Source organism: Streptomyces geranii (assembly GCF_002954775.1).
GTDB classification, from domain to species: Bacteria; Actinomycetota; Actinomycetes; order Streptomycetales; family Streptomycetaceae; genus Streptomyces; species Streptomyces geranii.
In genome coordinates this window covers 1-26183 of the sequence record NZ_PJME01000080.1, presented here as the reverse complement: position 1 = coordinate 26183, position 26183 = coordinate 1, and the positions used below count along the sequence as shown (strand labels likewise).

General features: G+C 71.5%; 29 protein-coding genes. 19 read left to right on the top strand and 10 right to left on the bottom strand.

Going from position 1 to position 26183, the window contains the following annotated elements:
• Positions 1–416: 416 nt before the first annotated feature.
• From ybaK to CW359_RS43185, 4 genes are all read right to left on the bottom strand, one after another.
• Complete coding sequence (gene ybaK / locus CW359_RS43200) at positions 417–911, bottom strand: Cys-tRNA(Pro) deacylase (RefSeq protein WP_105975743.1); 495 nt, start codon at positions 909–911, stop codon at positions 417–419.
• Positions 912–930: 19 nt separating this feature from the next.
• Positions 931–1671 carry an LON peptidase substrate-binding domain-containing protein gene (locus tag CW359_RS43195; RefSeq protein ID WP_105975742.1) on the bottom strand — a complete coding sequence of 247 codons (741 nt, stop codon included), beginning with the start codon at positions 1669–1671 and terminating at the stop codon, positions 931–933.
• 11 nt (positions 1672–1682) lie between these two features.
• The gene (locus CW359_RS43190; RefSeq protein ID WP_105975741.1) at positions 1683–2759 is read right to left on the bottom strand and encodes a hypothetical protein; all 1077 of its coding nucleotides are present in this window, start codon (positions 2757–2759) and stop codon (positions 1683–1685) included.
• 144 nt (positions 2760–2903) lie between these two features.
• Positions 2904–4502 (bottom strand): oxidoreductase, encoded by a 1599-nt coding sequence (locus tag CW359_RS43185; RefSeq protein WP_408647592.1) that lies wholly within the window; start codon positions 4500–4502, stop codon positions 2904–2906.
• A 236-nt stretch (positions 4503–4738) separates the two neighbouring features.
• Between CW359_RS43185 and hisD the strand changes: the two genes are divergently transcribed.
• From hisD to hisF, 8 genes are read left to right on the top strand one after another with little or no spacing between them, the layout of a single operon-like run.
• Positions 4739–6061: a histidinol dehydrogenase gene (hisD, locus tag CW359_RS43180; RefSeq protein ID WP_105975740.1), complete on the top strand. Its 1323-nt coding sequence runs from the start codon at positions 4739–4741 to the stop codon at positions 6059–6061.
• Positions 6058–7170 (top strand): histidinol-phosphate transaminase, encoded by a 1113-nt coding sequence (locus CW359_RS43175; protein ID WP_105975739.1) that lies wholly within the window; start codon positions 6058–6060, stop codon positions 7168–7170. The genes hisD and CW359_RS43175 overlap by 4 nt, the downstream gene beginning before the upstream one ends.
• On the top strand, positions 7167–7760 hold the full coding sequence (gene hisB / locus CW359_RS43170) for an imidazoleglycerol-phosphate dehydratase HisB (RefSeq protein WP_105975738.1): 594 nt from the start codon (positions 7167–7169) through the stop codon (positions 7758–7760). Before CW359_RS43175 ends, hisB begins: the two co-directional genes overlap by 4 nt.
• Before the next feature lie 3 nt (positions 7761–7763).
• Positions 7764–7928, top strand: a complete 165-nt coding sequence (locus CW359_RS46120) for a hypothetical protein (protein WP_198655592.1) — start codon at positions 7764–7766, stop codon at positions 7926–7928.
• On the top strand, positions 7919–8569 hold the full coding sequence (hisH, locus tag CW359_RS43165; protein ID WP_198655593.1) for an imidazole glycerol phosphate synthase subunit HisH: 651 nt from the start codon (positions 7919–7921) through the stop codon (positions 8567–8569). The genes CW359_RS46120 and hisH overlap by 10 nt, the downstream gene beginning before the upstream one ends.
• A gap of 3 nt (positions 8570–8572) precedes the next feature.
• Positions 8573–9298 (top strand): bifunctional 1-(5-phosphoribosyl)-5-((5-phosphoribosylamino)methylideneamino)imidazole-4-carboxamide isomerase/phosphoribosylanthranilate isomerase PriA, encoded by a 726-nt coding sequence (priA, locus tag CW359_RS43160; protein ID WP_105975736.1) that lies wholly within the window; start codon positions 8573–8575, stop codon positions 9296–9298.
• Positions 9295–9693 carry a RidA family protein gene (locus CW359_RS43155; RefSeq protein ID WP_105975735.1) on the top strand — a complete coding sequence of 133 codons (399 nt, stop codon included), beginning with the start codon at positions 9295–9297 and terminating at the stop codon, positions 9691–9693. Before priA ends, CW359_RS43155 begins: the two co-directional genes overlap by 4 nt.
• Entirely contained in the window at positions 9690–10445 is a 756-nt protein-coding gene (hisF, locus tag CW359_RS43150; RefSeq protein ID WP_105975734.1) for an imidazole glycerol phosphate synthase subunit HisF, read from the top strand. Before CW359_RS43155 ends, hisF begins: the two co-directional genes overlap by 4 nt.
• A gap of 30 nt (positions 10446–10475) precedes the next feature.
• Here hisF and CW359_RS43145 read toward each other — a convergent pair whose 3' ends face one another.
• Complete coding sequence (locus CW359_RS43145; protein WP_105975733.1) at positions 10476–11111, bottom strand: TIGR03085 family metal-binding protein; 636 nt, start codon at positions 11109–11111, stop codon at positions 10476–10478.
• 83 nt (positions 11112–11194) lie between these two features.
• On the opposite strand from CW359_RS43145, the gene hisI reads away from it, so the two are divergent.
• From hisI to lgt, 11 genes are all read left to right on the top strand, one after another.
• The gene (gene hisI / locus CW359_RS43140; protein ID WP_105975732.1) at positions 11195–11602 is read left to right on the top strand and encodes a phosphoribosyl-AMP cyclohydrolase; all 408 of its coding nucleotides are present in this window, start codon (positions 11195–11197) and stop codon (positions 11600–11602) included.
• Positions 11603–11613: 11 nt separating this feature from the next.
• Complete coding sequence (locus CW359_RS43135) at positions 11614–13092, top strand: anthranilate synthase component I (RefSeq protein ID WP_105975731.1); 1479 nt, start codon at positions 11614–11616, stop codon at positions 13090–13092.
• A gap of 103 nt (positions 13093–13195) precedes the next feature.
• On the top strand, positions 13196–13840 hold the full coding sequence (locus CW359_RS43130) for a TIGR02234 family membrane protein (protein WP_105975730.1): 645 nt from the start codon (positions 13196–13198) through the stop codon (positions 13838–13840).
• Between the two features lie 159 nt (positions 13841–13999).
• A complete protein-coding gene (locus CW359_RS43125; protein WP_105975729.1) occupies positions 14000–14242 on the top strand; it encodes an HGxxPAAW family protein in 243 nt (80 codons plus the stop codon).
• A 94-nt stretch (positions 14243–14336) separates the two neighbouring features.
• On the top strand, positions 14337–14786 hold the full coding sequence (locus CW359_RS43120) for a DUF2752 domain-containing protein (RefSeq protein ID WP_105975728.1): 450 nt from the start codon (positions 14337–14339) through the stop codon (positions 14784–14786).
• A gap of 165 nt (positions 14787–14951) precedes the next feature.
• Entirely contained in the window at positions 14952–15761 is an 810-nt protein-coding gene (gene trpC / locus CW359_RS43115; RefSeq protein WP_105975727.1) for an indole-3-glycerol phosphate synthase TrpC, read from the top strand.
• A 22-nt stretch (positions 15762–15783) separates the two neighbouring features.
• Positions 15784–15951: a tryptophan biosynthesis modulator TrpM gene (gene trpM / locus CW359_RS47770; protein ID WP_105975726.1), complete on the top strand. Its 168-nt coding sequence runs from the start codon at positions 15784–15786 to the stop codon at positions 15949–15951.
• A gap of 106 nt (positions 15952–16057) precedes the next feature.
• The gene (gene trpB, locus CW359_RS43105) at positions 16058–17341 is read left to right on the top strand and encodes a tryptophan synthase subunit beta (RefSeq protein WP_105975725.1); all 1284 of its coding nucleotides are present in this window, start codon (positions 16058–16060) and stop codon (positions 17339–17341) included.
• On the top strand, positions 17338–18156 hold the full coding sequence (gene trpA / locus CW359_RS43100) for a tryptophan synthase subunit alpha (protein WP_105975724.1): 819 nt from the start codon (positions 17338–17340) through the stop codon (positions 18154–18156). The genes trpB and trpA overlap by 4 nt, the downstream gene beginning before the upstream one ends.
• A gap of 102 nt (positions 18157–18258) precedes the next feature.
• Positions 18259–19035, top strand: a complete 777-nt coding sequence (locus CW359_RS43095; protein ID WP_105975723.1) for a DsbA family protein — start codon at positions 18259–18261, stop codon at positions 19033–19035.
• Between the two features lie 137 nt (positions 19036–19172).
• Positions 19173–20198 carry a prolipoprotein diacylglyceryl transferase gene (gene lgt / locus CW359_RS43090; RefSeq protein WP_105975722.1) on the top strand — a complete coding sequence of 342 codons (1026 nt, stop codon included), beginning with the start codon at positions 19173–19175 and terminating at the stop codon, positions 20196–20198.
• 64 nt (positions 20199–20262) lie between these two features.
• Here lgt and CW359_RS43085 read toward each other — a convergent pair whose 3' ends face one another.
• The 5 genes from CW359_RS43085 to CW359_RS43065 are packed head-to-tail and all read right to left on the bottom strand — an operon-like array spanning position 20263 to position 26072.
• On the bottom strand, positions 20263–21093 hold the full coding sequence (locus tag CW359_RS43085) for an HpcH/HpaI aldolase/citrate lyase family protein (protein ID WP_105975721.1): 831 nt from the start codon (positions 21091–21093) through the stop codon (positions 20263–20265).
• Entirely contained in the window at positions 21090–22295 is a 1206-nt protein-coding gene (locus CW359_RS43080) for a CaiB/BaiF CoA transferase family protein (protein ID WP_105975720.1), read from the bottom strand. The genes CW359_RS43085 and CW359_RS43080 overlap by 4 nt, the downstream gene beginning before the upstream one ends.
• Positions 22292–23701 carry an ADP-ribosylglycohydrolase family protein gene (locus CW359_RS43075; RefSeq protein WP_105975719.1) on the bottom strand — a complete coding sequence of 470 codons (1410 nt, stop codon included), beginning with the start codon at positions 23699–23701 and terminating at the stop codon, positions 22292–22294. The genes CW359_RS43080 and CW359_RS43075 overlap by 4 nt, the downstream gene beginning before the upstream one ends.
• The gene (locus CW359_RS43070) at positions 23689–24870 is read right to left on the bottom strand and encodes an ADP-ribosylglycohydrolase family protein (protein ID WP_105975718.1); all 1182 of its coding nucleotides are present in this window, start codon (positions 24868–24870) and stop codon (positions 23689–23691) included. The genes CW359_RS43075 and CW359_RS43070 overlap by 13 nt, the downstream gene beginning before the upstream one ends.
• Positions 24871–24878: 8 nt before the next feature.
• A complete protein-coding gene (locus CW359_RS43065; protein ID WP_408647591.1) occupies positions 24879–26072 on the bottom strand; it encodes an ADP-ribosylglycohydrolase family protein in 1194 nt (397 codons plus the stop codon).
• Positions 26073–26183: the final 111 nt, after the last annotated feature.

Here is a 26183-nt window from a genome sequence, read left to right as displayed (position 1 = left end):
CGTTCCCATCCTTCTGGGGGCTGCGCCCCCAGAACCCCGCTAGTCGCGCTGAACGCGCTCGTCCTCAACCGCCGGACGGGCTGAAATGCCAAGCGCCGGCCGGCACCCTCAGCCCGTCCGGCGTTTGAGGACGAGGCCGTCCAGGCCGATTTTCCCCGCCCACCCACCCCTGCTTACCCACCCACCCCAGGCACCCCTAGCCCGTCCGGCGTTTGAGGACAAGCGGGGGTCCGGGGGCGGCAGCCCCCAGGGATGGGACGGGTAGGGGCGGCGGGGGCGAGGAAAAGGTCGGGCCGTGTCCTATGCCGGGCGGTGGCCGTGGTTTGAGCGGCCCTTTTTTGTTCGCCACTTGCGCTTTCGTGTTTTCTTCGACATGTCCATCCTGCTTAGTCCAGCAAGAGGACCCCGTCGAGAGGTCACGCGCGGGCGATCGGTGCTCGTACCGCCGCAGTGAGGGTCGTCAGGGCCTCGGGGGAGAGTTCCACCTCCAGGCCGCGGCGGCCCGCCGAGACGCAGATCGTTTCGTGGGCGTCCGCCGACGTGTCCAGGACCGTGCGGAGCTTCTTGCGCTGGCCCAGCGGGGAGATACCGCCGCGCACGTAGCCCGTCGTGCGTTCCGCCAGCGTCGGGTCCGCCATCGACGCCCGCTTGCCCGACACCGCCGTGGCCAGCGCCTTCAGGTCCAGTTGCCCGGCCACCGGGACCACCGCGACCGTCAGTACCCCGTCCACGTCCGCCACCAGCGTCTTGAACACGCGCTCCGGCGACACCCCCATCGCCTCGGCCGCCTCCTCGCCGTACGAGGGATGCGCGGGGTCGTGCTCGTACGCGTGCACCTTGTACGGGACGCCCGCCGCCGTGAGGGCGACCGTCGCCGGTGTGCCGCCCTGCTGCTGCTTCTTCTTCGCCATGCCTGTGTCCTGTTTCCCGTCAGTTGAGGCTCGTCGGGCCCCGGGTCAGTTCCGAGGCCGGCAGCGACGGGAGGTTGCGGATGATCGCCGTCTCCGAGCGCAGGAGCGTCAGCTCCTCGCGCAGGCGCGACGCCGTGTCCGGGGCCTGGAGCAGGCGCTGCTTGGACGGGGTGTCCAGCATCATCGCCGCCGCCACCAGGTACGACACCACCGAGGGCTCGTCGGGGAGTTCCGCGCCCGTCGACAGAGAGCGTTCGCGGGCGCCCGCCAGGCGCTTCTGGTACTGACGGAAGGCCCTCAGGACGCCCTCTGCGAGCGCGCCCGCCTCGTCGCCGGGGGATTCCTCCAGCTCCTCCAGTTCCGCCGTCAGGAAGGCGCCCGAGGCGTCCACCGACACCAGGCGCACCCGGGTCGTACCGGTGGCCAGGACCTCGAAGGTGCCGTCCGGGCGTTCCCTGATCGTCGCCGCGTCCGCGACGCACCCCACGGAGTGGAACGCCTTGAGCGGGTCGTCGCCGAAACCGGCCGTGGGCCCGCGCTCGGGCACCGCCGTCTGGTCGGGCAGCCCCTGCGCGCTCGGGGCCACCTCGTGGCCGTCGCGGATCGTCACGACGGCGAACCGGCGCGGTTCGTCCTCGGGAGTCTTGAGGAGATCGCGCATCATGGCGCGATAGCGCTCCTCGAAGATGTTCAGCGGGAGAACGAGTCCCGGGAACAGCACCGAGTTGAGCGGGAAGAGTGGCAGCCGGACGGTGGTCACGACGGGAAAGCCTAATGGTCGCCGGAGTGTGCGCGTCCGCCGTGCCCACTCCGTGGCTGGGCGGCGCAGGCCGCGCAGCGCGTGGTGGGCGCGTTCCTGCGGATCTCCTCGCGTGCTTCGAGGAACCTGCCGAGGGGGTCGTCCGAGAAGCGGTCCCAGGGGAAGGACGTGGCGTACCGGCCCGTGAGGCGCGATTGCAGCAGCGCGTCCTCCCAGCGGTCCAGGCGGATCAGGACGTACGTGAGCAGGTTGCGCAGCTCGGCCGGGCGGGGGTCGGCCGCCGGGAGCCTCGCGGAGAGGGCCGTCGCCGTGTCCGCCGCCGCGTCGAGCCGCGCCCGGTCCACCACCGTCCTGCCGTCGCCCTCGGTCAGATAGGCGAAGGCCGCGTGCAGCGGCAGCGCCTGGACGAGCGAGCCGGGCGGGGCGTCCTGCGCGGCCCACTCGGCGAAGTCGAGGCACTCGCGGTGCGAGCCGCGCCCGCCGGGGGACCGGAAGGGGGCCGTGGACAGGTACTGGAGCGCCGCCACATGGCAGCCGTAGTGGTGCGGGGAGCGGCGTACGGCCTCGCCCCACAGCCGCTCGAACTCGTCGTGGCCGGCGTTGCTGCCCCGGGCCCGGTCCAGCGCGATGCGCCAGGGCACCGGGTCGCGCGGGTCGCCCGCGACGGCCGCCTCGACCAACGGGCCGGTCTGGTGGAGGAGTTCGGCCCGCGCGGGGGACTCCCAGGCGTGCGCCACCGCCAGTTCGGCCGCGATCAGCAGGACGTCAGGGTCGTCCGGGGCGGCTGCGCGCCAGTCCGTGAACCACTCGGCGCGGGAGTGCGCGAACGCGGCCAGCCGGACCACGTACCGGTCGCGGTTCTCCCAGTCGGCCGTCGCGCGGGTGGCGGCCAGCAGCTCGGCCGCGGGTCCGTACTCGCCGCGGCCCGCCGCCACGAGTACGGGGCCGAGCCGCGCGTCGGGCGCGTCGAGCAGTACCTCGTCGTCGGCGGGCAGTCCGGCGAGGGCGAGGAGCGGAGACGGCGGAGTGTTCCGTTCCGCCCGGGAGGCACGGAGGAACGCACGCAGCGAAGCCATGGTGTCGCCCATTGAAAGGCGCAGGTCGGGGCCGCGCCAGCCCTTACGCGCAACTGTTTTTGGTTGTGCGACAAAAGGTCAAAGGATGGTAAAAGATGAACGGGGCTCATTTTCCGTTCCCGCCCGATTCCCACCCAGGACCCACCCGTTTCCCCCTCAGTTCCTGCGCAGCAGCCGGGTAGCCCCCGCCGCCACCGTCGTCGCCAGCACCCAGCCGAGCATGATGATCACCGCCGCCAGCCACTGCCAGCCGCCGCGCAGCTGCCAGAAGCCGACCTGGCCCAGATCGATCACCGGGAGCAGCAGATCGAGGGCGAAGAGGGAGGGGTTCCACGGCGGGTGCTGCCCGCTGTTCAGCGGCGGATGGCTCGCGTGCGCGAACGCCACCGAACTCGCCGCCCACAGCACCGCCATCCATACGGCGGCCCGGCCGGGCCGGTAGCCGTAGGCCACCGTCCAGTCCTGCACGTACCCCCATAACTTCGCCGCCGGGGGCAGGGTCTCGCGGCGCCGGCGCTGCTTGGCGAGCAGCACCTCGCGCGCGTCCTCGTCCTCACCGCCGTTGCGCAGCACGGTGGCCAGCCGCTCGTACGGCTCCGGGCTGTACTCGGCGGTCGCCGCCGCCACCCACGCCAGCCGCTCCGCCGGCGGGAAGGGCCCCTGCGGTACGAGGTTCTCGTACCCGAAGCCGCCCATGTGGAGGTTGCCCGGGCCCGGCCAGCTGCTCGCCCGGTCCACGAGGTTGACGACCTTGGCGCCCGACAGCACCACCTTGCCGCGCTCCGGCCGCTCCCCGAGGAAGCGCAGCTCGGGCGTCTGCACCCGGCGCAGCGACAGCTCCTGGTCGTCCGTGAAGTTCAGCCGGGCGCGCTCCAGGTCCACCGCGTCGCCGAACCGGCCGTCGTCCAGGCGGATCCCGCCCTGGCACTCGAAGCGCTGGATGCGGGTCCCGCGCGCGGGGGTCGTGCCGCTGGTCAGGATCGGGTTCCAGACGCCCGCGGGGGTGAGGTAGAGGGTGCGGCCGACGGTCAGCTGGGGCGCGTTGAGCGCGAGCCGGCCGTACGGGTTGGTGAGGCGGCTGCCGCGCAGGCTCAGCGACACGCCGATCGTGGCACCGCGCAGGCTCAGCTCGCCGTGCGACTCCAGCATCTCGGCCTGGAGGTCCTGGCCGACGCCCATGCCGTCCCCGACCAGCGAGCGCCCGCGCCGGTCGCGGTAGACGACGGCCTGGTTGAGCAGCAGGTCCGTACCGATGTGGGCGTCGGTGAGCCGGACGCCGTTGTGGAAGCGGCAGCGGGGGAGGTGCAGATCGCCCTCGGTGTGCACCCGGGCCGCCTCCAGGCGGGGGATCGAGCAGTTCACCATCCGTACCGTCGTGAAGCGGGCCTCCGGGAGCAGGATCTCCTTCTCGAACCGGCAGCCCTTCAGCTCGACGTACGGCACGACGGTGCCGCCCGCCAGGTCCAGCGTGCCGTTGATCTGCACGCCGGTGAGCTTGAGGGACGCGACGCGCCCGGCGAGCGCGGGCGGGCCGTCCAGGAGCAGCCAGCAGACGATGCGGGCCCGCACCGTCCGCTCCGCGCCCCAGGGGTGGCCGCCGTGCGGATCGTCGACGACGGTGTCGCCGCTGCTCAGGTCGTACACACTGCCGTTGCGGAAGGACTGCCACATGCCCATCTCGGCGGCGCTCAGACCGTCCGGCGGCTCCCCCGTGCTCCCCGCGTCCCCTACGCGGGTGCCGTCACCCTCGGTCACGACGTTTTCCCACTCCTCCCCGTGCACTCAAGTGTTACCTGCGAGTTTCGTACAGCCGTTCTGCCCGCTCAGTAACTCTCTGAACTCAAAACGTGAAGGTGATCTTCCGAGTTCCCGAGGATCTCGCGCCGGGTTGCGGTGGGGCGAACCGCAACGCTCTGTATCAGCCACTGATACGCGCGGACGACGCCCGATCCCCGTCTGAGAGAATTGACCCCGTGCTGCAACATTTCTCGATGGCCCGAATCGATCTGCGCGGCGACGCCCTCCCCGAGGGACCCGCCCTGCGCGACCTGCTGCCCCGAGCCGAATTCGACGTCTCGGCCGCCCTGGAGAAGGTGCGTCCGATCTGCGAGGCCGTGCATCATCGGGGCGACGCGGCGCTGATCGACTTCGCCGAGAAGTTCGACGGGGTGCGGCTGGAGTCCGTACGGGTGCCCGCGAAGGCCCTCGCCGACGCGCTGGAGACGCTCGACCCGGCCGTCCGCGCGGCCCTGGAGGAGTCCATCCGCCGCGCCCGTCTCGTCCACCGCGAGCAGCGCCGTACGACCCACACGACCCAGGTGGCACCCGGCGGCTCGGTCACCGAGAAGTGGGTCCCCGTGGACCGCGTCGGGCTGTACGCGCCCGGTGGGCGGTCCGTGTATCCGTCGACCGTGGTCATGAACGTGGTCCCGGCGCAGGAGGCGGGCGTCGAGTCGATCGCCCTCGCGTCCCCGGCGCAATCGGAGTTCGGCGGTCTGCCGCACCCGACGATCCTCGCCGCCTGCGCGCTGCTCGGCGTCGACGAGGTGTACGCCGCCGGTGGCGCGACCGCCGTCGCGATGTTCGCGTACGGCACCGAGTCCTGCGCCCCCACGAACATGGTCGTGGGCCCCGGCAACATCTGGGTCGCCGCCGCCAAGCGGTACTTCGCCGGGAAGATCGGCATCGACACCGAGGCAGGGCCGACCGAGATCGCGATCCTCGCCGACGACACCGCCGACCCGGTGCACATCGCCGCCGACCTGATCAGCCAGGCCGAGCACGACCCGCTGGCCGCCGCAGTCCTCGTCACCGACTCCGTGGCGCTCGCGGACGCGGTCGAGAAGGAGCTGGAGCCGCAGGTCGCGGCCAGCAAGCACACCGAGGACCGGATCGTCCCGGCCCTGAACGGCAGGCAGTCCGCGATCGTCCTCGTCGACGGAGTCGAGGAGGGGCTGCGGGTCGTCAACGCCTACGGCGCCGAGCACCTGGAGATCCAGACCGCGGACGCGGCGGCCGTGGCCGACCGGGTGCGCAACGCCGGTGCGATCTTCGTCGGCCCCTGGGCGCCGGTCTCGCTGGGCGACTACGCGGCCGGGTCCAACCACGTCCTGCCGACCGGCGGCTGCGCCTGCCACTCCTCCGGTCTGTCCGTGCAGTCCTTCCTGCGCGGCATCCACATCGTCGACTACACGCGGGACGCACTGGCCGACGTCGCGCATCACGTGGTGACGCTGGCGGAGGCGGAGGATCTGCCGGCCCACGGCGCGGCGATCAAGGCAAGGTTCGGGTGGAAGGTGCCTGAGAGCAAGTGAACTTCGGAATCGACGACCTCCCCGTACGCGACGAGCTGCGCGGCAAGTCCCCCTACGGCGCTCCCCAGCTCGACGTCCCCGTACGGCTGAACACCAACGAGAACCCCTACCCGCTGCCCGAACCGCTCGTCGAGCGGATCGCCGAGCGGGTCCGCGAGGCGGCCCGGAACCTCAACCGCTACCCCGACCGGGACGCCGTGGAGCTGCGTACGCGGCTCGCCGAGTACCTGACGGACACCTCGGGCCACGAGGTCGGTCTCGCCAACGTGTGGGCCGCCAACGGCTCCAACGAGGTCATCCAGCAGCTGCTCCAGACCTTCGGCGGGCCCGGCCGCACCGCGATCGGCTTCGAGCCCTCGTACTCGATGCACGGCCTCATCGCGCGCGGGACGGGCACCGGCTGGATCTCCGGTCCGCGCAACGACGACTTCACGATCGATCTCGCGGCGGCCGAGCAGGCCATCGCCGAGCACCGCCCGGACGTCGTCTTCATCACCACGCCGAACAACCCCACCGGGAACGCGGTCCCGCGCGGGACGGTCCTTTCGCTGTACGAGGCCGCGCAGGCCGCCAAGCCGTCCATGGTCGTGGTCGACGAGGCGTACATCGAGTTCAGCCACGGCGACTCGCTGCTGCCGCTGCTCGAAGGACGGCCGAATCTCGTCGTCTCCCGGACGATGTCCAAGGCGTTCGGCGCGGCGGGCCTGCGCCTCGGCTATCTCGCCGCGCACCCGGCCGTCGTGGACGCCGTGCAGCTCGTACGGCTGCCCTACCACCTGTCGGCCGTGGCCCAGGCGACCGCCCTGGCCGCCCTGGAGCACACCGACACGCTGCTGAAGTACGTCGAGCAGCTGAAGTCCGAGCGGGACCGGCTGGTCACCGAGCTGCGCGCGATCGGCTTCGACGTCACCGACTCCGACGCCAACTTCGTGCAGTTCGGTACCTTCGCGGACTCGCACACCGCCTGGCGGTACATCCTCGACCGGGGTGTCCTGGTCCGGGACAACGGCGTACCGGGCTGGCTGCGGGTGACCGCCGGAACCCCCGCCGAAAACGACGCGTTCCTCGACGCGGTCCGTGAACTGAAGAAGGAGCAGGACAAGTCATGAGCCGCGTCGGACGCGTGGAGCGCACCACCAAGGAGACGTCGGTCCTCGTCGAGATCGACCTCGACGGCACCGGCAAGGTCGAGGTGTCGACGGGCGTCGGCTTCTACGACCACATGCTCGACCAGCTCGGCCGGCACGGTCTGTTCGACCTCACCGTGAAGACCGAGGGCGACCTGCACATCGACTCGCACCACACCATCGAGGACACCGCCCTCGCCCTCGGCGCCGCCTTCAAGCAGGCCCTCGGCGACAAGGTCGGCATCTACCGCTTCGGCAACTGCACGGTCCCCCTGGACGAGTCCCTCGCCCAGGTCACCGTCGACCTGTCCGGCCGCCCCTACCTCGTGCACACCGAGCCCGAGAAGATGGCGCCGATGATCGGCGAGTACGACACCACGATGACCCGGCACATCCTGGAGTCCTTCGTCGCCCAGGCCCAGATCGCGCTGCACGTGCACGTCCCCTACGGGCGCAACGCCCACCACATCGTCGAGTGCCAGTTCAAGGCCCTCGCGCGGGCCCTGCGCTACGCCTCCGAACGCGACCCGCGCGCGGTGGGCATCCTCCCCTCCACGAAGGGCGCCCTCTAAGCCATGAGCGGCCTCTCCACCGTACTGATCGTCGTCGGGCTCTTCCTGGCCGGTGGCGTGTACTCCTTCGCCAAGCAGAAGATGCCGACGAGCCTCATCGTGTTGCTGTCGATAGGCGCCGGGATGTGTCTCGTCGCCGGCGTGCTGAGGCTGGAGGTCTGGAATTGAGCACCCCTTCTAAACGAGTGGTCGTCTTCGACTACGGCTTCGGCAACGTCCGGTCCGCCGAACGCGCTCTCGCGCGCGCGGGAGCCGAGGTCGAGATAACGCGTGACTTCGACACGGCCATGAACGCGGACGGGCTGCTGGTGCCCGGCGTCGGCGCCTTCGCCGCCTGTATTCAGGGACTCAAGGAGGCGCGCGGCGACTGGATCGTCGGGCGCAGGCTGGCCGGCGGGCGTCCCGTGATGGGCATCTGCGTGGGCATGCAGATCCTCTTCGCGCGCGGGATCGAGCACGGCGTCGAGACCGAGGGCCTCGACGAGTGGCCCGGCTCCGTCGAGCCGCTCCAGGCCGACATCGTGCCCCACATGGGCTGGAACACCGTCGAGGCCCCGGCGGACTCCCAGCTCTTCGCGGGCCTCGACGCCGACGCGCGCTTCTACTTCGTCCACTCCTACGCCGTCCACGACTGGTCCCTGGAGATCACGAACCCCCTGATGCGCGCCCCCAGGGTCACCTGGTCGACCCACGGCAAGCCCTTCGTGGCCGCCGTGGAGAACGGCGCCCTGTGGGCCACCCAGTTCCACCCCGAGAAGTCCGGCGACGCCGGAGCGCAGCTGCTCACCAACTGGATCGGAACCCTGTAGACCATGGCCAAGCTCGAACTCCTCCCCGCCGTCGACGTCCGCGACGGCCAGGCCGTCCGCCTCGTGCACGGCGAGTCCGGCTCGGAGACCTCGTACGGCTCCCCCCTGGAGGCCGCTCTCGCCTGGCAGCGCTCGGGCGCCGAGTGGCTGCACCTGGTCGACCTGGACGCCGCCTTCGGCACCGGTGACAACCGGCAGCTGATCGCCGAGGTCGCCGGCGCGATGGACATCAAGGTCGAGCTGTCCGGCGGCATCCGCGACGACGACACGCTGGCCGCCGCCCTGGCGACGGGCTGCACGCGCGTGAACCTCGGTACGGCCGCCCTGGAGACCCCCGAGTGGGTCGCCAAGGTCATCGCCGAGCACGGCGACAAGATCGCGGTCGGCCTGGACGTACGCGGAACGACCCTCCGCGGACGCGGCTGGACCCGCGACGGCGGCGACCTCTACGAGACGCTGGAGCGGCTCAACGGCGAGGGCTGCGCGCGGTACGTCGTGACCGACATCGCCAAGGACGGCACCCTCCAGGGCCCCAACCTGGAGCTGCTGAAGAACGTCTGCGCGGCGACCGACCGCCCGGTCGTGGCCTCCGGCGGCGTGTCCTCCCTGGACGACCTCCGCGCCATCGCCGAACTGGTGCCGCTCGGTGTCGAGGGCTCCATCGTCGGGAAGGCCCTCTACGCGAAGGCGTTCACCCTGGAAGAGGCCCTGGAGGCGGTGGCCAAGTGAGCGACGTACGGCGTGTCACGACCGGTGCTCCCTGGGAGGATGCCTTCGGCTACTCCCGTGCGGTGGAGCTGCCCAACGGCCTGGTGCTGGTCTCCGGCTGCACGTCCATCGTGGACGGCCAGATCGCCGGGGGCGGCCCGTACGAGCAGACGGTCAACGCCTTCAACGTCGCGTTCGCGGCGCTGGAGCAGCTCGGGCTCGGTCGGCAGCACGTCGTACGGACGCGCATGTACATCACCCACGCGCGGGACGTGGACGACGTCGGACGCGCCCACAAGGAGCTGTTCGACGCCGTCCGGCCCGCCGCATCCATGATCATCGTCTCCGGCCTCGTGGACCCCAGCCTGGTCGTCGAGGTCGAGGTGGAGGCGTTCCGAGGAGAAGAACCGGCATGACCCTTGCCGTACGAGTCATCCCCTGCCTGGACGTGGACAACGGCCGGGTCGTCAAGGGCGTCAACTTCCAGAACCTCCGCGACGCGGGCGACCCCGTCGAGATGGCCAAGGTGTACGACGCCGAGGGCGCCGACGAGCTGACGTTCCTGGACATCACCGCGTCGTCAGGCAACCGCGAGACGACGTACGACGTGGTCCGCCGCACCGCCGAGCAGGTGTTCATCCCGCTCACTGTGGGCGGGGGAGTGCGGGCGGCCGAGGACGTCGACAAGCTGCTGCGCGCCGGCGCCGACAAGGTGGGCGTCAACACGGCCGCGATCGCGCGTCCGGAGCTGATCCGGGAGATCGCGGAGCGGTTCGGACGGCAGGTGCTGGTGCTGTCCGTGGACGCGCGCCGCACCGAGGCGGGGTCCTTCGAGGTCACCACCCACGGCGGGCGGCGCGGTACCGGCATCGACGCCGTCGAGTGGGCGCACCAGGCCGCCGAGCTGGGCGCCGGGGAGATCCTGCTCAACTCGATGGACGCGGACGGCACGAAGGACGGCTACGACATCGAGATGATCGAGGCGGTTCGCAAGCACGTGCGCGTGCCGCTGATCGCCAGCGGGGGAGCGGGGCGGCTCGCCGACTTCCCGCCCGCCGTCGCGGCGGGGGCGGACGCCGTCCTGGCCGCCTCGGTCTTCCACTTCGGGGATCTGCGGATCGGGCAGGTGAAGGACGCGCTGCGGGGAGCGGGACACCCCGTTCGCTGACAGGCTCCCCGCGCCCCCTGGGGACGCGGCTCAGATACCGAGCTGCTTCGACTCGTGCAGCTTGGTGATCGCGTCCTTGTCGCCCTCCAGCTCCACGTCCGCCGCGTTCTGGCGGCCGTACGCGAACAGGAGCAGCTCCGATGGTTCGCCTGTCACGGTGACCACCGGGACGCCTCGGTGGGCCACCGCCGTGCGGCCGTCCGGGCGGCGCAGGACCAGGCCCGTGGGGGCGCTGCGGCCCGTCAGGCGGGCGGTGCGTTCCAGGCGGGACCAGAGGGCGTCCTGGAAGACCGGGTCCAGCTCGCGGGGCGCCCAGTCGGGCTGGGCACGGCGTACGTCCTCCGTGTGGACGTAGAACTCGATCGTGTTCGCCGCCTCGTCGATCTGCTTCAGGGAGAACGGCGAGAAGCGTGGCGGGCCTGTACGGATGAGCTGGATCAGCTCTTCGTAGGGCTTCTCGGCGAACTCCGTCATCACCCGCTCCAGGCGGGGCGCGAGCTGTTTGATCCAGGCCCCTCCGGCGGCGTCCGCGCGGCGCTCGCGCACCACCACGTGCGCGGCGAGATCCCGGGTGTTCCAGCCCTCGCACAGGGTGGGGGCGTCCGGGCCCGTGGTTTCCAACAGGTCGGCGAGAAGAAGTCGTTCACGCTTCGCATGGGTCGACATACCGGCAAGCGTACGACCGTCCACAAGGTCCGCCCAGTGGACACTCCTCCGGGGCTGTCAGTGGGGCGCGGCACAATGGGCCCATGACCAGCAGCACGCCCCCGCCCAGCCCCCTGGCCCCGGAGATCGCCGCGCGCCTCAAGCGCAGCGCCGACGGGCTCGTTCCCGCGATCGCCCAGCAGTACGACACCGGTGAGGTGCTCATGCTCGGCTGGATGGACGACGAGGCGCTGCACCGCACCCTGACCACCGGCCGCTGCACCTACTGGTCGCGCAGCCGCCAGGAGTACTGGGTCAAGGGCGACACCTCGGGCCACTTCCAGCACGTCAAGTCCGTCGCCCTCGACTGCGACGCCGACACCGTGCTCGTCAAGGTCGACCAGGTGGGCGCCGCCTGCCACACCGGCGCGCGGACCTGCTTCGACGCCGACGTCCTGCTCGACGTGTCGTTCGAGGACGCCGATTCCGGCGTACTCCCGCAGGGTCAGTAAGGTCAGCCGCCATGGACCTCGAGACCTTCCGCAAGCTGGCCACCGACCGGCGCGTCATCCCCGTCACCCGCAAGCTCCTCGCCGACGGCGACACCCCGGTCGCGCTCTACCGCAAGCTCGCCGCCGAACGCCCCGGCACCTTCCTGCTGGAGTCCGCCGAGAACGGTCTCTCCTGGTCCCGCTACTCCTTCGTCGGCGTCCGCGCCAGCGCCACCCTCACCGCGCGCGACGGCGAGGCCCACTGGCTCGGCGCCCCGCCCGTGGGCGTGCCCGTGGACGGCGACCCGCTGGTCGCCCTGCGCGCCACCATCGAGGCCCTCCACACGCCCCACCAGGAGGGCCTGCCGCCCTTCACCGGCGGCATGGTCGGCTACCTGGGGTACGACATCGTGCGCCGCCTGGAGAAGATCGGCCCCGGCGAGCGCGACGACCTCCAACTGCCCGAGCTGACGATGCTGCTCACCAGCGATCTGGCCGTCATGGACCACTGGGAGGGCTCGGTCCTGCTGATCGCCAACGCGATCAACCACAACGACCTCGACACCGGTGTCGACGAGGCCTACGCGGACGCCGTTTCCCGCCTCGACGCCATGCAGGCCGACCTCTCGCGCGCCGTGTCCCAGCCGCCCGCCGCGCTCCCGCCCTCCGAACTCCCCGAGTACACGGCCCTGTGGGGCGGCCCCGACTACCAGGTCGCCGTCGAGGACATCAAGGAGCGCATCCGCGCGGGGGAGGCCTTCCAGGTCGTCCCCTCCCAGCGCTTCGAGACGCCGTGCACGGCGAGCGCGCTGGACGTCTACCGCGTACTGCGCGCCACCAACCCGTCCCCGTACATGTACCTGTTCCGCTTCGACGGGTTCGACGTCGTCGGCTCGTCCCCCGAGGCCCTCGTCAAGGTCGAGGACGGGCGCGCGATGGTCCACCCCATCGCCGGTACCCGGCACCGGGGGGCCACCCCGCAGGAGGACCAGGCCCTCGCCGAGGAGCTGCTCGCCGACCCCAAGGAGCGCGCCGAGCACCTGATGCTCGTCGACCTCGGGCGCAACGACCTCGGGCGTGTGTGCGAGCCGGGTTCGGTGGAGGTGGTGGACTTCATGTCCGTCGAGCGGTACTCGCACGTCATGCACATCGTCTCGACCGTCACCGGCCGGGTGGCGGCGGGCCGTACCGCCTTCGACGTCCTGACGGCCTGCTTCCCGGCCGGCACCCTCTCCGGGGCGCCCAAGCCGCGCGCGATGCAGATCATCGACGAACTGGAGCCGTCCAGGCGGGGGTTGTACGGCGGCGCCGTCGGCTACCTCGACTTCGCGGGCGACTCCGACACCGCCATCGCCATCCGCACGGCCCTCCTGCGCGACGGCACGGCGTACGTCCAGGCGGGCGCCGGCGTCGTCGCCGACTCCGACCCGGTCGCCGAGGACAACGAGTGCCGCAACAAGGCGGCGGCGGTCCTGCGCGCCGTCCACACGGCGAACCGGCTCGGACAATAGGCGCCTTCCCGGCTGTTTTCGGCCATAGGTGCCCGACGGGTGTCCGAATGGGGCGCTTCTCACGTGAACCCCGGGTGCCGGTTCGCCCGGGGTTCAGGCGATAGTGGGGTGCGTGACAGCCGTACCAGTACCCTCCCCACGTTCCGAAGCCCCCCTTCCCGGCCGGGCCGGCCGCCTCAGCCTCGCGGTCGCCCTGCTGGCCGGTGCGCTCGGCGCGGCCGTCGCGCTGCTCGCCACCCGCCAGCGCTGGTCGGAGGGGACCGCGACGGTCGCCGGCGGCGCCTTCCCGCTGACCGCCAGCGGCAGCGACGTCACGGGCGTGCCCGCGGCCCTCGCCATAGTGGGCCTCGCCGCGCTCGTCGCCGTCTTCGCCGTCCGCCGCTCCGGCCGCCTCCTGGTCGCCGCGCTGCTCGCGCTGTCCGGCGCCGGCACGATCGCCGCGGCCGTCCTCGGCGCCTCCGACAGCTCCGCGCTCGACGAGAAGGCCGCGCAGGCCAGCGGTGACACGGCGGCCACCGTGAACACCCTCAGCCACACGGCCTGGCCGTACGCGGCTGCCGTCGGCGGCGCCCTGATCCTGCTCGCGGGCCTGCTCGCCCTGCGGTACGGCCGCCTGTGGCCGGCCATGTCCGGCCGGTACGAGCGCGGCGGCGCCCCGCGCCCGCGCCGCCGGGCGCCCGCCGACCCCGAGCGGCCCGAGGAGATCTGGAAGGCGCTGGACCGGGGCGAGGACCCCACAGGGGCATAGCCCCGCCGGGCGACTCGCTGGGCCGACCCCCGGTCCTCCGCACGCGTGCGCGTGCGGAAGAATGGACGGCGAACGTCCGGCTCACCCGGCGGGCACGTTCGACAAGCAGCAACAAGACAGCAACGAACAACCCGGCAACTCAGCAACGAGGAGCAAGTCATGGCGGGCAACAGCCACGGTCACACTCTGGCCGCCTGGACCGGCACCACCATCATCATCATCGGTTTCTGCGTGGCGGGCGCCTTCATGGTGATGGCCGAGCCGCTGGGCTTCTGGGGCGGCATGGTGATCGTGGTCCTCGGCGGTGTCGTCGGCTGGATCATGGCCGCGATGGGCCTCGGCAAGCAGAAGCCGGCCCGACAGACCGCGTCGACGCGCGAACCGGCGGGCGCCGAGAGCTGATTCCCGTACGGGACCGGTTCCGACCACCGACAGGGGCGGCACGGCGAAAGCGCCGGGGCCGCCTCTCGCGCGTGTACGCACCGCAGGGGGCAGAATGCGTGGGGTGAACACCGAGCGGGCTCAGCAAGGCGTGCCCTCGGGCGCCGGTGCCGTCGTGGGGCGGCTGGCCGTGCCCGCCGGGGTCCTCGCGGCCGTCGTCGGGGCCTTCGCGTACGTCGGGACGGTCGACCCGAACGAACCCGGGCACTACCCCGTCTGCCCGCTCCTGCGGCTGACCGGCGTGTACTGCCCCGGCTGCGGCGGACTGCGCAGCGCCTACGCCTTCGCGCACGGGGACTGGGTGACGGCCCTCGGGGCCAACGCGCTCGCCGTGGCCGGATATCTCGCCTTCGCCGCCCTGTGGACCGTTTGGGTGGTCCGTGCGGTGCGCGGACGGCCCATGCGGATCACGCTCGGGCCGGTGCAGCTGTGGAGCCTGGGGACATTGTTGCTGGTCTTCACGGTTGTCCGGAACCTGCCGTTCGGTGGCTGGCTTCATCCTTGATCAAATGATGAATGTCCAGGTAATGGGACCGGAGTCAACCGGATGTGAGGGGCATGCCCTCCTGCGGATACCATCGGAGTGACCAGCTTTGACAGTTTGTGCAGCTTCAATGCTGTGAATGGCTGGAACAGTCAATCGCCCACCGTCTGGAAGGGGGCCGCTCGCGTGAGTGTGCTCGACGAGATCATCGACGGAGTCCGTGCCGACCTCGCGGAGCGGCAGGCGCGCGTCAGCCTCGACGAGCTCAAGGAGCGCGCGGCGAAGGCTCCCGCGGCCAAGGACGGGGTCGCCGCACTGCGCGGTGACGGCGTCAAGGTCATCTGCGAGGTCAAGCGGTCCAGCCCCTCCAAGGGCGCGCTCGCGGCCATCGCCGACCCGGCGGGACTCGCCGCGGACTACGAGGCGGGCGGCGCGGCCGTCATCTCCGTCCTCACCGAACAGCGCCGCTTCGGCGGCTCGCTGGCCGACCTGGAGGCCGTCCGCGCGCGGGTGGACATCCCCGTCCTGCGCAAGGACTTCATCGTCACGTCGTACCAGCTGTGGGAGGCCCGCGCGTACGGCGCCGATCTGGCCCTCCTGATCGTCGCCGCCCTCGACCAGCCCGCCCTGGAGTCCCTCATCGAGCGCGCCGAGTCCATCGGACTCACCCCGCTCGTCGAGGTCCACGACGAGGACGAGGTCGAGCGCGCGGTGGACGCCGGGGCCCGGGTCATCGGGGTCAACGCGCGCAACCTGAAGACCCTTGAGGTCGACCGCTCCACCTTCGAGCGCGTCGCCCCCGAGATCCCCGACAGCATCGTCAAGATCGCCGAGTCGGGCGTCCGCGGCCCGCACGACCTCATCGCGTACGCCAACGCCGGCGCCGACGCGGTCCTGGTCGGCGAGTCCCTGGTCACGGGCAAGGACCCGAAGACGGCGGTCTCCGACCTGGTGGCGGCGGGCGAACACCCCGCATTGCGGCACGGCCGCGGCTGATCACCGGCTAGAGTTTCCCCCGATGACTCTCACCCTGACACCCCCGGACAGGTACGCCCGCCTCGCGCGCGGCTGCCGCCCCCGTGGCTGCCGCGCGCCGGCACGCAGGGTGCACGGGCGCAGGGTGCGTTACGTCATCGGGGACGAGCCTGGACAGGTAAACGGCCGTCGATGGCAGCGCGCCCTATAGGGGCGCGAGGAACTGCGCGACAAGCCCCAGCGGGCCCGCAGCCAACTGACAACCTCCCGCCCCACGGCGACTAGTGCCCAACACAAACTCACCGTGAGGTTCAGCCATGCCCAGCGAGTTCTTCATCCCCGACCCCCAGGGTCAAACCCCAAGCCCCGAAGGCTACTTCGGCGCCTTCGGCGGCAAGTTCATCCCGGAGGCCCTCGTCGCCGCCGTCGACGAGGTCGCCGTCGAGTACGACAAGGCGAAGTCCGATCCGGAGTTCGCCCGTGAGCTGGACGACCTGCTCGTCCACTACACCGGCCGCCCCAGCTCCCTCACCGAGGTGCCCCGGTTCGCCGAACACGCCGGTGGCGCCCGGATCTTCCTCAAGCGCGAGGACCTGAACCACACCGGGTCCCACAAGATCAACAACGTGCTCGGGCAGGCCCTCCTCACCAAGAGGATGGGCAAGACCCGCGTCATCGCCGAGACCGGCGCCGGTCAGCACGGCGTCGCCACCGCGACCGCCTGTGCGCTGTTCGGGCTCGAATGCACCATCTACATGGGCGAGATCGACACCCAGCGCCAGGCCCTCAACGTCGCCCGCATGCGCATGCTCGGCGCCGAGGTCATCGCCGTGAAGTCCGGCAGCCGCACCCTCAAGGACGCCATCAACGAGGCGTTCCGTGACTGGGTCGCCAACGTCGACCACACGCACTACCTGTTCGGGACCGTCGCCGGACCCCACCCCTTCCCGGCCATGGTGCGCGACTTCCACCGCGTGATCGGCGTCGAGGCCCGCAGGCAGCTCCTGGAGCAGGCCGGCCGCCTGCCCGACGCGGCAGTGGCCTGCGTCGGCGGCGGTTCGAACGCCATCGGGCTCTTCCACGCCTTCATCCCCGACAGCGACGTTCGCCTCATCGGCTGCGAGCCCGGCGGCCACGGCGTGGAGACCGGCGAGCACGCCGCGACCCTCACCGCCGGTGAGCCCGGCATCCTGCACGGGTCGCGGTCGTACGTCCTCCAGGACGAGGAAGGGCAGATCACCGAGCCCTACTCGATCTCCGCGGGCCTCGACTACCCGGGCATCGGGCCCGAGCACTCCTACCTCAAGGACACCGGCCGCGCCGAGTACCGCGCGGTCACCGACGACGCCGCCATGCAGGCCCTGCGCCTGCTGTCGCGTACCGAGGGCATCATTCCGGCCATCGAGAGCGCGCACGCGCTGGCCGGTGCGCTGGAGGTCGGCAAGGAGCTGGGCAAGGACGGCCTGATCGTCGTCAACCTCTCCGGGCGCGGCGACAAGGACATGGACACCGCCGCCCGGTACTTCGGCCTGTACGACACCGACGCCGAGGTCGCCGCCAACGCGGCCGACACCGCCGAGATCGAGGGGGACGCCAAGTGAGCGGCAACATCCAGCTGTTGAGCGACACCCTCGCCGGTGCCAAGGCCGAGGGGCGCTCCGCGCTCATCGCGTACCTGCCCGCCGGGTTCCCGACGGTCGACGGCGGGATCGACGCCGTCAAGGCCGTGTTCGAGGGCGGTGCCGACATCGTCGAGGTCGGGCTGCCGCACAGCGACCCGGTGCTCGACGGTCCCGTCATCCAGACCGCCGACGACATCGCCCTGCGCGGCGGCGTCAAGATCGCGGACGTCATCCGCACGGTCCGCGAGGCCTACGAGGCCAGCGGGAAGCCGGTGCTGGTCATGACGTACTGGAACCCGATCGACCGCTACGGCGTCGAGCGGTTCACCGCCGAGCTGGCCGAGGCGGGCGGCGCCGGGTGCATCCTGCCCGACCTGCCCGTGCAGGAGTCGGCGCTGTGGAGGGAGCACGCGGAGAAGCACGGCCTCGCGACCGTGTTCGTCGTCGCGCCCAGCAGCCTGGACGGGCGGCTCGCCGAGATCACGGCGGCGGGCAGCGGATTCGTGTACGCCGCCTCCCTGATGGGCGTCACGGGCACCCGGGCGTCGGTCGGCGCCCAGGCCGAGAAGCTGGTCGAGCGCACCCGGGCCACCGGCACCGGCCTGCCGGTCTGTGTCGGGCTCGGGGTCTCCAACGCGGTCCAGGCCGCCGAGGTGGCCGGATTCGCCGACGGTGTGATCGTCGGCTCGGCCTTCGTCAAGCGGATGCTCGACGCGCCGGACCACGCGGCCGGTGTCCAGGCCGTGCGCGAACTCGCCGCCGACCTCGCGAAGGGCGTGCGCCGCACGGCGTAGACCGGCAGGGCATACGCGTAGGACATTTTCGTACAGGTCGCTCGAACGGGTGGACCTGGGGCCGGGGAGGCGCAATGCGTCTCCCCGGTTCGTTCTGCGGGTGTGAGCGAGAAGAATCGTGACGGAAAGCGCACCGCCCGTGAGCGGCTGGCGGTCGAGCGTGAGAAGCAGAAGTCCGCGGAGAAGCGGCGGCGGGCGTTGATCGTGGGCGCCAGTGTCGTCTGCGTGCTGGGCCTCGCGGCGGTGATCGGCGTGGTCGCCGCGAACTCCGGCAAGGACAGCAAGAGCGACAGCGCCGGTCCGGTGGTGGCGCCCTCGGGGGCGGAGGGCAAGGACAGCCTCGCGATCCCGGTGGGCGAGGAGAGCGCCAAGTCGACGCTCACGGTGTGGGAGGACTTCCGCTGCCCGGCCTGCGAGTCCTTCGAGACCAACTACCGCGCGACCATCCATGAGCTGACGGCCGCTGGCAAGCTGAAGGTGAACTACCACCTGGCGACGATCATCGACGGCAACATGGGCGGCAGCGGCTCCCGGCACGCGGCGAACGCCGCCGCCTGCGCCCAGGACGCCGGCAAGTTCACCGCGTACCACGACACGTTGTACGAGAACCAGCCGCAGGAAACCGACGACGCCTTCTCGAAGGACAGCAGACTCATCGAGCTGGCGGGGAAGGTCGACGGACTCGACACGCCCGCGTTCCGGACATGTGTCGAGGACGGCACGCACAACAGCTGGGTCGTGAAGTCGAACCAGGCCTTCCAGAGCGGCGGCTTCGGCGGCACGCCGACCGTCCTGCTCGACGGGAAGAACATCTACCAGGACCAGACGATGACCCCGGCGAAGCTTAAGCAGATGGTCGAGGCCGCCGACAAGGCGTAGGGACCGGGCGCTTCTCGGGTTCCCCGGGGGCCTCCGGTTCGGCGTCGTGAGCGGAACCGGAGGCACCGCCCGTTATGGAGCCGTAGCCCGGGGCGGCTCACATCCGCCGCGTCGGTCAAGGTAGCGTCGGGGCTGCTATGAATATCGCCTACATTCCCAGTCCGGCGCACGGGGTGTATCACCTCGGACCCATTCCGCTGCGCGGCTACGCGTTCTGCATCATCATCGGTGTCTTCGTCGCGGTCTGGCTCGGCAACAAGCGCTGGCTCGCCCGCGGTGGCCGACCCGGCACGGTGGCCGACATCGCGGTCTGGGCCGTGCCCTTCGGCCTGGTCGGTGGCCGCCTCTACCACGTGATCACGGACTACGAGCTGTACTTCAGCGAGGGCCGCGACTGGGTGGACGCCTTCAAGATCTGGGAGGGCGGCCTCGGCATCTGGGGCGCGATCGCCCTCGGCGCGCTGGGCGCGTGGATCGGCTGCCGCCGGCGCGGAATCCCGCTGCCCGCGTGGGCCGACGCCCTCGCCCCCGGTATCGCCCTCGCACAGGCGATCGGGCGCTGGGGCAACTGGTTCAACCAGGAGCTGTACGGCCGCGAGACCACCGTCCCCTGGGCCCTGCACATCACCTCCTCCACGGACGGCCGGGTCCCGGGCTACTACCACCCGACGTTTCTGTACGAGTCCCTGTGGTGTGTCGGTGTGGCGCTGCTGGTCATCTGGGCCGACCGCCGCTTCACCCTCGGACACGGCCGGGCGTTCGCGCTGTACGTGGCGTCCTACTGCGTAGGCCGCTTCTGGATCGAGTACCTGCGCGTCGACGACGCCCACCACATCCTGGGCATGCGGCTCAACAACTGGACCGCGATCTTCGTCTTCATCCTCGCGGTGGTCTACTTCGTGCTCTCCGCGAAGAAGCGGCCGGGTCGGGAGGAAGTCGTGGAGCCGGATCTCTCCGACGGTTCTGCGGGGGACGCGGTCAAGGGTGACGAGGGCGACGAGAGTGCACCGGGCGATGCGGAATCGGCTGAGGTGAAGGCCGAGGCGGATCCGGACGGTAGTGACGAGGGCGAGGGCAAGGCCGAGTCCGGCTCTGACTCCGAGTCCGACGCCGACTCCGAGTCCGCGGACAAGGCCGCCGCGGAGTCCAGCAAGAAGAGCTGATTATTGGTCTTACGACGACGAGGGCGCCCCGGGTCGACCGGGGCGCCCTCGCCTGTTGCGCGGCTCAGGGGCGGGTGCGGTCGGCCAGGGACAGGGTTCTGCGGGCCGACGCGACCACCGCCGCGTCGATGAAGCGGCCGTCCGGGAGGGCCTGGGCGCCCTCGTCCGTAGCCGCCGCCTTGACGATCTGTTCGGCCTCCTCGATCTCCTCCGGGGTGGGCAGGTAGGCGCGTTCGATGACCGGGAGCTGGCGGGGGTGGATCGCCGCCCGGCCCAGGAAGCCCAGGGCGCGGCCGTGGGCGCAGGACGCGGCCAGGGTGTCGAGGTCCCGGGTGTCCGGGTGGACCGACTGGGGCGGCGGGGCGAGACCGGCGGCCCGTGCGGCCACGACGACCCGGCTGCGGCTCCAGTCGAGGCCCGCGTCTCCCCGTACCCCCAGATCGGCCCGTAGATCGGCCTCGCCGAGGGCGATGCCGTGCAGGGCGGGGTGGGCGGTGGCGATGGCGAAGGCCTGTTCGATGCCGAGGGCGGTTTCGAGCAGGGCGTACAACGGGAGCCCTTCGGCGGGGGGCCGCGTGGCCACTCGTACGACGTCCTGTGGTGTCGTCACCTTCGGGAGGCGGAGGCCCGCGAGGCCCGGGAGGCCTTCGAGGGAGTGGAGGTCGGGGGTGGCGAGGGGGCCGTCCAGGGCGTTGATGCGGACGTGGACCGGGACCGGCTGGGGGTCGGTGAGGCGTTCGGCGGTGGCCGCGCGGGCGTACTCCTTGCGGTCGGGGGCGACCGCGTCCTCCAGGTCGACGACCACCACGTCGGCGCCGGAGGCAAGGGCCTTGGTGACCACCTCGGGGCGGTCGCCGGGGACGTACAGCCAGGTCAGTGGGGTGCTGGTCGTCATAGGGCGCCCTCGGTCCGGAGGGTGTCGATCTCGGCGTCGGTCAGGCCCAGTTCGGTGAGCACCGCTCTGGTGTCGGCGCCGTGCGGGCGGCCTGCCCAGCGGATGCCGCCGGGGGTCGCGGAGAGGCGGAAGAGGACGTTCTGCATGCGGAGCGGGCCGAGGTCGGGGTCGTCGATGGTGGTGATGGTGTCGAGGGCCTGGTACTGGGGGTCGGTCATCACGTCGCGTACGTCCTGGATCGGGGCGACCGCCGCCTCCGCCTTCTCGAAGGCCGCCATGACCTCGGTGTGGGAGTGGCGGGCGATCCATGAGCCGACCGCCTCGTCGAGGACGTCCGAGTGGCGGGCGCGGTCGGCGCCCGTGCCGAACCAGGGCTCGTCGATCAGTTCGGGGCGGCCGACCAGACGCATCACGCGTTCGGCGATCGACTGCGCCGAGGTCGACACGGCGACCCAGGTGCCGTCGGCCGTGCGGTAGGTGTTGCGGGGCGCGTTGTTCTGCGAACGGTTGCCCGTGCGTGGCTGGACGTGGCCCAACTGGTCGTACCAGAGGGGCTGCGGGCCCAGGACCGTGAGGATCGGTTCGATGATCGCCATGTCGACGACCTGGCCCTCGCCGGTGCGGTCGCGGGCGGCGAGGGCCGTCATCACGGCGTACGCGGTCGCCAGGCCCGCGATCGAGTCGGCGAGGCCGAAGGGCGGGAGCGTCGGGGGCGCGTCCGGTTCGCCGGTGATCGCGGCGAAGCCGCTCATCGCCTCGGCGAGGGTGCCGAAGCCGGGGCGGTGCGCGTACGGGCCGAACTGGCCGAAGGCGGTGACCCGGGCGAGGACCAGGCGCGGGTTGGCGGCGGACAGCTCCGGCCAGCCCAGGTCCCACTTCTCCAGGGTGCCCGGGCGGAAGTTCTCGATGATCACGTCGGCTGTCGTGGCGAGTTGGAGGAGGGTGGCGCGGCCTCCGGGCTTCGACAGGTCGAGGGTCATCGTGCGTTTGTTGCGGCCGAGGAGCTTCCACCAGAGGCCGATGCCGTCCTTGGACGGGCCGTGGCCCCGGGAGGGGTCGGGTTTCGTCGGGTGCTCGATCTTGATGACCTCGGCGCCGAAGTCGCCGAGCATCGTGGCGGCCAGGGGACCGGCGAAGAGGGTGGCCAGGTCCAGGACTCGTAGGCCTGTGAGGGGGGTTGTGGGGGGGTGGGGTGCGTTCATGTTGTGTACGTGGCCTCGGTTTCCGAGCTGTGCGGCGTCAAGTGGGTGAGGGTGTGCGTCAGTTGGGCGAGACTGTCGAAGCCGGTCCCGTTGAAGTCGGCTACTGAGGTGGCGAGTTGGTTCTTCAGGGGGTCTGTCCAGCGGTCGGGCAGCGCTTCGGGGGAGCCCGCGAGGAGGGCGGCGATGCTGCCTGCCGTCGCGCCGTTGGAGTCTGTGTCCCAACCGCCGGACACGGCACGGCAGATGGAGCCCGTGAAGTCGCCGTCGGCGTGGGTGAGGGCGGCGGCGATCAGGGCGGTGTTCGGGATGGCGTGGACCCAGTGGTAGGTGGCCGCGTGGGTGGCGTGGAGTTCGTCCACGACGGTGGTGAAGTCGGGGTGGGTACGGGCCAGTTGGATGCCTTGGTGGACGGCTGCGGCCAGGCGGGAGCGTGGGGGGACGACTGACAGGCCTGTGCGCAGGCAGGTGTGGATGTCGTCGGTGCCGGTGCCGGTGGCTGCCTGGGCGATCGTGGCCGCCGTGAACATCGCCGCGTAGACGCCGTTGGCGGTGTGGGTGAGGGTCGCGTCGCGGTATGCCTGTTCGGCGGCTCGGGCCGGTGCGCCGGGGTTGGTCCAGCCGTGGACGTCGGCGCGGATCAGGGCGCCGATCCATTCGCGGAACGGGTTGCGGTGGCGGGCGGTCAGCGGGGGTTCGATGCCGGAGAGGAGGTTGCGGTAGGCGATGCGTTCGGCCGTGAAGGTGCGGCCCGCCGGGAGTTCGTCCAGCCAGAGTTTCGCCACGTCCGTGGTGGTGAAGTCCGGGCCGTGACGTTGGAGCAGTAGGAGGTTGAGGAGGGGGTAGTTGAGGTCGTCGTCCTCGGGCATGCCGTTGATGTTCTCGGCGAGGGAGGTCGGGGCTGAACGGCGGTTCCAGGGGTGGGCCGTGGTGAGTTCTTCCGGGACTCCCCTTGCCGTGAACCAGGTGTTCAGGGGCCAGTTGCCGGTTGCCTGGGCGAGGCCGCGGATGGCGTGCAGGGGGAGTTTTTCCACTGGCTTGCCCAGGAGGCAGCCTGCGGCCCGGCCCAGCCAGGCGGCTTCCAGGCGGCGGGGCGTGGGGACCCGTGTCGGGGTGGGGGTGGGGGTGGGCCATGTTGGGCAGCCGGCCCTGATTTTCGTGAGGTCTGTCGGTTCGTCGTCCGCCAACCTGCTTGGCAGGTCCGCCAGTTCGTCCAGCAAGTCCTCTGCCAGTTGGCGCAGGTAGCGTGACGCTCGGTCCGGTGACGCGCCCGCCCGTCGCGGGGCCTCCGGGCCGCCCGCCGCCCTCCAGCGGGCGGCGATTCTGGCGGGTTCCCGGCCGTCCTGGGTCGCCTGGTGGAGTTCGTGGCCGAGCAGGTCCTCCGGCTGGACCCAGGTCAGTCGGAGCATCCCGGGCTCCTGAGCCGGGCGAACGCCCCTTCGTGGGAACGGCGTTGGCGAACGTCCCGTTCGAAGACCTCCCGGGTCACCTCGGTCAGCGTCCGGGCCGGTTCCCACAGGTCCAGGCGGCTCGCCTCCGCTACCGTCTTCGACCAGTCGGACGGCACCTCGGAGCCCAGGGCGCCGGCCAGGGCCCCCGCCATCGTGGCGATCGAGTCGCAGTCCCGGCCGTAGTTCACCGAACCCAGTACCGCGTGCCGGAAGTCGCCGCCCGCCACCGCCAACATGCCCAGCGCCACCGGGAGTTCCTCGATCGTGTGCAGCCGGGACGGGCGACGGGCGCCCAGCGACGGGTTGCGGTAGTCCGGGCCCACGGTGTCGTACGGCGTCACCGCCTCCCGCAGCGGTCGTAGCGCCGACTCGAAGTCCGAGTAACGGGAGGCCACTTCACACACCGTCTCGATCGCCGCCCGGGTGCCGTCCTTCGCGAGGGAGAGGCAGGTGCCGATCACGGAGTCGGGGGTCGCGTCCGGGGCGCAGGCCGCCGCCACTCCCGCCGCGAAGACCGCCGCCGCCTCCCTGCCGTACGAGGACTGGTGGGCGCCCGCGATGTCGAGGGCCTCGGCGTAGGCGCCCGCCGGGTTGGCCGCGTTGACCAGGCCGACCGGGGCCATGTACATCGCCGCACCGCAGTTGACGATGTTGCCGACGCCTGCCTCGCGGGGGTCGTTGTGGCCGTAGTGGAGCCTGGCCACCAGCCACTTCTCCGCGAGGAAGACGCGCTGGAGGGGGAGTGCCTCGGCCTCCAACTCCGGGATCCAGCGCGGGTTCGTCATCAGGTCGGGGACGAGGTGGTCGGCGATGGCGTAGGCGTCCAGGTGGTCGCGGACCTTGGCGTAGACGCGGATCAGCGCGTGGGTCATCAAGGTGTCGTCGGTGACGTGGCCGTCGCCCTTGTGGTACGGGGCGATCGGGCGGGCCGTGCGCCAGGCGTCGCCGTTCCAGGGGCCGACGATGCCGTGGACGCGGCCCGCGTGGCGTTCGAGGATCTGGTCGGGGGTGTAGCCCTCCACCGGGCCGCCGAGTGCGTCTCCTACGGCGGCGCCGACGAGGGCGGTTGTGATTCGGTCGTCCAGGCCCACTGCTTCTGTTTTGCTTTCTGGTGTTTTGGGGTTCATGTTGCGAATCATCCTCTTGGGGTGGTCCGTTGTGTGGCTTCCAGGAGTTCGGCGAGTTCCACCAGGTCGGTGCCCGTCAGGCGGGGGAGTGCGCAGCCGGAGAGGGTGCGGCAGGCGTCCCGCCAGGCCGTCGGGATCGCGGCGCCGCCGCCCAACGCGCCGGTCAGGGCGCCCGCGAGGGCCGGGGCCGAGTCCGCGACCCGGGAGAGGCAGGCCGCGGCCGGGACCGCTTCCGCGATCCTGCCGTGCGCGGCGGTCGCCAGTGCGAGGGCTACCGGGACCGTTTCGGCGGCGGCGATTCCGTAGCTGTAGACGTGGTCCACGATCTGGTGCTCCAGGAGCGGGACCAGGGCGAACGCGCCGTCTGCGCTGTCTGCGTCTTGGGCGAGCTTCAGCGCGTGGCGGGTGTTGCGGCCGATCTCCGTGTACTCGGGCAGTTCGGCGAGGGCCGCCCGCACGCAGGCCTCGACCTCCTCGCCGGCCAGCGCGAGTGCGAGGGCCGCCGCCATCGCCCTGGCGCCGTGGACGCCGTCGCCGTCCTGGGTGTAGCGGGCGTCGAACTCGGCGAGTTCGGCGGCGAGTCGGGGGTCGCCGGGGTGGGCTACGGCCAGTACGCATGCCCGTACGCAGGCCGCGTCGTCGAAGTAGTGCGGGTTGTCGTGGCCGGTGGCGGGTGGGCGTAGGCCGGCGGCGAGGTTGCCGAGGCCGGCGCGTACGGAGATGCGGGCGCGGAGGGGGAGTACCGCGGACTCGACCTCGGGGGCTCGGTCCGCCGCGGCGGCGACCTCGCTGGCGACCGCGTTCCAGGAGAGGTCGATGGCGGCGCGGGCCCGGCGTTCGCGGCTGAGGTCGCCGAGGACGGTGTCGTCGCCGGCGCGGAGGAGGGCCTCGGCTGCGAAGGCCGCCCACTCGGCGTCGTCTGAGGGGCCGAGGCGGAGGGGTTCCGGGGGTTGGTTGAGGGCGATCGGGACGGGGAGGGTGGTCGTCGCGTTCTGTTCGGCGAAGGTGTCCAGTTCGCGGGTGAGGCGGCGGGTCCAGTCGGGCATGCGGGCGGCTCGGTGGCGGGCGGCGGGCCAGCCGGCGGCGTCGCCTGCGGCTAGGCCTAGGAGTAGGCCCTCGATTCTGCGGGGGGTGGTCATGGGGGGACCTCGGCTTCGGCTCGGGTGGAGTTTTTTCGCCCCCGCCGCCCCTACCCGTCCCATCCCTTCCTGGGGGCTGCCGCCCCCAGACCCCTGCTTGTCCTCAAGCGCCGGACGGGCGGGGGGGGGGGGGCGGGGGGGGGGGGGGGGGGCCGGGGGGGGGGGGGGGGGGGT